Source organism: Arthrobacter sp. H5 (assembly GCF_000520595.1).
Classification (GTDB): domain Bacteria; phylum Actinomycetota; class Actinomycetes; order Actinomycetales; family Micrococcaceae; genus Arthrobacter_D.
In genome coordinates, this window is record NZ_KI914998.1 from 26,726 (window position 1) to 30,615 (window position 3,890).

At 62.2% G+C, this 3,890-nt stretch carries 5 protein-coding genes; 3 read left to right on the forward strand and 2 right to left on the reverse strand.

The window, feature by feature from the left end; all coding sequences use genetic code 11:
* Positions 1 to 208 precede the first annotated feature (208 nt).
* Both Y708_RS0112180 and Y708_RS24685 read right to left on the reverse strand, forming a co-directional pair.
* The gene (locus Y708_RS0112180) at positions 209 to 1,048 is read right to left on the reverse strand and encodes an ABC transporter permease (RefSeq protein WP_081746750.1); all 840 of its coding nucleotides are present in this window, start codon (positions 1,046 to 1,048) and stop codon (positions 209 to 211) included.
* Positions 1,045 to 1,884: an ABC transporter ATP-binding protein gene (locus tag Y708_RS24685; protein WP_035776181.1), complete on the reverse strand. Its 840-nt coding sequence runs from the start codon at positions 1,882 to 1,884 to the stop codon at positions 1,045 to 1,047. Before Y708_RS24685 ends, Y708_RS0112180 begins: the two co-directional genes overlap by 4 nt.
* 134 nt (positions 1,885 to 2,018) lie before the next feature.
* On the opposite strand from Y708_RS24685, the gene Y708_RS0112190 reads away from it, so the two are divergent.
* The 3 genes from Y708_RS0112190 to Y708_RS29850 form a co-directional block, all read left to right on the forward strand.
* The gene (locus Y708_RS0112190) at positions 2,019 to 2,675 is read left to right on the forward strand and encodes a MerR family transcriptional regulator (protein WP_028280150.1); all 657 of its coding nucleotides are present in this window, start codon (positions 2,019 to 2,021) and stop codon (positions 2,673 to 2,675) included.
* Positions 2,672 to 3,640, forward strand: coding sequence for a hypothetical protein (locus tag Y708_RS0112195; RefSeq protein WP_216699790.1), 969 nt, complete (start codon positions 2,672 to 2,674; stop codon positions 3,638 to 3,640). Before Y708_RS0112190 ends, Y708_RS0112195 begins: the two co-directional genes overlap by 4 nt.
* A gap of 9 nt (positions 3,641 to 3,649) precedes the next feature.
* Positions 3,650 to 3,890: hypothetical protein (locus tag Y708_RS29850; protein WP_035776183.1), on the forward strand; the 241-nt coding region annotated here is incomplete at its 3' end.

Sequence of the window (3,890 nt, forward strand, 5' to 3'; positions counted from 1 at the left end):
GGGCGGGGCCGCCGCAGGTGCGCCACAGGCGGACAGCGCGAGGGTAAGGGCGGCGGCGACCGCAAGGGACTTCGCAGTGCTGGTCCGGCCCCGTTGCCGGCTGTGCATGATGTTCATGGGAAATTCCTTCAGGGTAGTTGAACGGCGTAGTAGTTGAATGGCAGAGCAGTTTGTTTGACGCGGCTACGGGGGTGGTGTGGGCCGCAGGCTAGGTGGCGGACTGGTTGGGGCGCCATCGGAGGAGGCGCCGTTCGGCGCGGTTGACAAGTAGATCGATGATCAGGACCACAATCATCAGGATGAACATGCCTGCGAAGACCCCCTCGGTGTCGAAGACGCCCTGGGCCTGCGCAATGGCGTAGCCGACGCCGGCGGAGGCTCCGAGGTATTCACCGACCACCGCGCCGGTAATGGCGAAGCCCACGCTGATGTGGAGGCTGGAGAAGATCCAGGTCAGGGCGCTGGGAATGAAGACGTGGCGCAGCAACTGCTTCTCGCTGGCTCCGAGCATTCGGGCATTGTTTACCAACACCCGGTCCACGCTCTTGACACCCTCCAGGGTGTTGAAGAAGACGATGAAGAACACCAGGGTGAAGCCAAAGGCAACCTTCGACCAAATGCCCAGGCCAAACCAGAGCAGGAAGATAGGGGCCAGCACCACGCGGGGCAGGGCGTTGAACATCTGCAGGAATGGCTCGAACAGGCGCTCCAGAAAATGGACCCGGGCAAGCAGGAATCCCAAGACGAGTCCGGCGACGGCACCTGTGATGAAGGCGAGGATCGCTTCCTGCATGGTGATCCAGAGGTGTGGGAACACGTAACCGGTTGAAATCCATTCCCAGACCGTGATGAGGATGTCGGATGGCAGCGGAAAGAAGAACGGGTCGATGATGCCCGCACGGCCCAGCAACTCCCAGGCACCCAGCACCACGACTGTCATGCCGAGCTGGGCCAGCCGGATGGAGGCACCCGACGCCTCGCTCTTTTTCTTGGTGACCCGGCGCTGCGCGGCGGGGCTGACGTTCTTTTGGACTGGTGTCACAGTCATGCGACTTCACTTTCTTCCCGGGCTGATGCGTACGTCCTGGAAACTTCCACCTTCAGGCGACCCCAGATTTCTCGGTGCAGGTCCACGAACTGCGGGTCATCGCGAATGTCCAGCAGGTCGCGGGGTCGCGGAATGGATATCTCGTAGCTACCCACGACCGTGCTGCCAGGCCCGGCTCCGAGGATGAGTACCTCGTCGGACAGAGCGATCGCCTCGTCCAGATCGTGGGTGATGAAGACGACAGCCTTCCCAGATTCCTGCCACAGCTGCAGCAGTTCGTTTTCCATGATCTGGCGTGTCTGCACGTCGAGTGCGGAAAACGGTTCATCCATCAGGAGGATGTCAGGATCCACAATCCAGGCCTGCGCGACGGCGGTGCGCTTCCGCATTCCACCGCTGAGCTGGTGCGGGTACCGGTCCGCAAAGTTTTTCATGCCCACCTTTTCAAGCCAGCGGCGGGACTCTGAATAGGCGTCGGCTTTGGATACACCGGCCATGATGAGCCCGAGACTGACGTTGTCAATGACGGACTTCCACGGCAGCAGCGCGTCCTGCTGGAACATGTAGGAGGCTCGGCGGTTCACGCCGTCGATGGCTGTGCCGAAGCTTTTTACAGTGCCCGACGTCGGTGTCTGCAGTCCTGCTGCCATGTTCAGGATGGTGGATTTGCCGGAGCCGGTTGGGCCCACTATGGACACGAAACGCCCGGGTTCAACCTTCAGGTCAATGTCTTGGACCGCAACGTAGGACTGTCCGCCGGGAGTGCTGAACTCCTTGGTGCAGGCACTCAACTCGACTGCGTACGCCGATGGTTCTACCTGTGCAGGCTGCGTCATTGCTTTTCTCCTGAAACCACATTGTGGGTTAGCCACCATATTGTGAACATGATGCTAGCAGTAACCTGCGTCACACTCAAGAGAGAATTTGCGACTTATAGACAGTTTCACTATCGGATAGTCATACTATCCATATGCGCGTTTCAGACCTTGCCAGCGTCAGCGGCATACCGGTGGCCACCATCAAGTTCTACATCCGCGAGCGCCTGCTGCCGGCTGGCGCTTCCACCAGCGTGAATCAGGCGACCTACAGCGACCACCATGTGCGGCGGCTGCGCCTCATCCGGGCGCTCGTGGATATTGCGGGGTTGTCCATCGCGTCCGCCCGCGAGGTCCTCACCACAGTGGACGCCGATGTTCCGCTCAACCAGGTGTTTGCCACCGCCCAGCTTGCCGCTTCCCGGTTCGAGCTCTACTCGTCTGCCCCGGAGGGCGCCGGCCGCCGGCGGGTGGATGCTGTGATTGCGCAGCACGGCTGGCAGGTTTCCGAGGAAAATCCGGGAAGGGCCGGTGCCGCCAAGGTTGCCGACTCTTTTGCGGTCCTGGGACATCCCGAGCTGGTTGACCTGATTGACGATTACGCGGATGCCGCCGAGTTGGTGGCCCGCGCCGATATCCAGGCTCTTGCACGCCAGCCGGATGTCTCGGCGATGGCGGACACCGTGGTGGCGGGCACCGTTCTGGGCGACGCCATGTTTGCGGCCCTGCGCCGGATGGCGCAGGAGCACGTATCGAGGGAACAGTTCCCTCCCGAAGCACCCGGGAAACAAACCGACAGGAATGCGTCATGACGCAAACAACTATTCACGAAGGGCGCATGCTGACGCCCCCATCCACCATTCACTGGCACCGGCCGCTACTGTGGCTGGCTGGCGCAATGGCTTTGCTGGCCGCCTTCGCACTGCTGGCCCGATTTACGGACGGCCGCGAGATCACCGGACTCAACGCCTGGGACAAACCGCTGAAATTTGCACTCTCCACCCTGATTTATTCTGTCACCTGGTCCTGGCTGATTGGTCAGCTGCAGCGCGGCCGAAAGACAGCTTCAGTGGTCGGAACGTCAATCGCCGTCCTCCTCGCCGTGGAGCTTGTGGTCATCACCGGAGCCGCAGCAGCTGGGGTCACCAGCCACTTCAATCTCACCATGCCCCTCACCACCGCCATGTGGTCCATCATGGGGGTCTCCATTGTTGGCGTCTGGATCGCAACGTTTGTTGCCGCCGTCGTACTGTTCCGGAACCCGCTGGGCGACCGCGCACGCACGGTCGCGATACGGAACGGCGCCGTCATCTCGCTCATCGGGCTGGGCCTCGGCTTCCTCATGACCAGTCCCACCGCCGCCCAGTTGAACGATTTCCAGGGAGTGGCCGGCGCGCATACAGTCGGCATCGCCGATGGTGGGCCGGGCCTGCCCATCCTGGGCTGGGGCACGGTCGCCGGAGACCTGCGCATCCCACACTTTGTCGGCATGCACGCGCTGCAGGCCATACCGCTCGCTCTGATTGCGCTGGAGATCCTGTCGCGGAGGATCGCGGCGCTGCGTGACGTCAAAGTCCGCGCACGGCTCATATGGATCGCGTCCGCTGGATATCTCGCCTTCACGGCCTTGTTCACCTGGCAGGCGCTGCGCGGCCAGTCGATTGTGCTTCCCGATGCGGCCACCCTGGGCATCGGCGTTGCGATCCTTGCGGCCATGCTGGTAGGGACGGCGTTCACATTTCGCCCGGCGTTTGATGCGTTGGAGCGGCAGTCATAGGGTTGAAACGTGACTGCCAACACATCAGCTCCCGTCAGCCCGTCAACCCTCATCACCGGTGAACGGTACTGGGATGAGCTACCGGCAGGGCGGAACATCCTCCCCGGCCGCGCGCATCTTGCCACCAACGCGCCCGCCCTGAATCTGGACGGCACCTGGGACTTTCGCTATGGACTAAGGCCGGACGGCTCCGACCTTGGAGAACCGGGCAGGATTGACGCCCCCGGGATGTGGCAGCTGCAGGGCTACG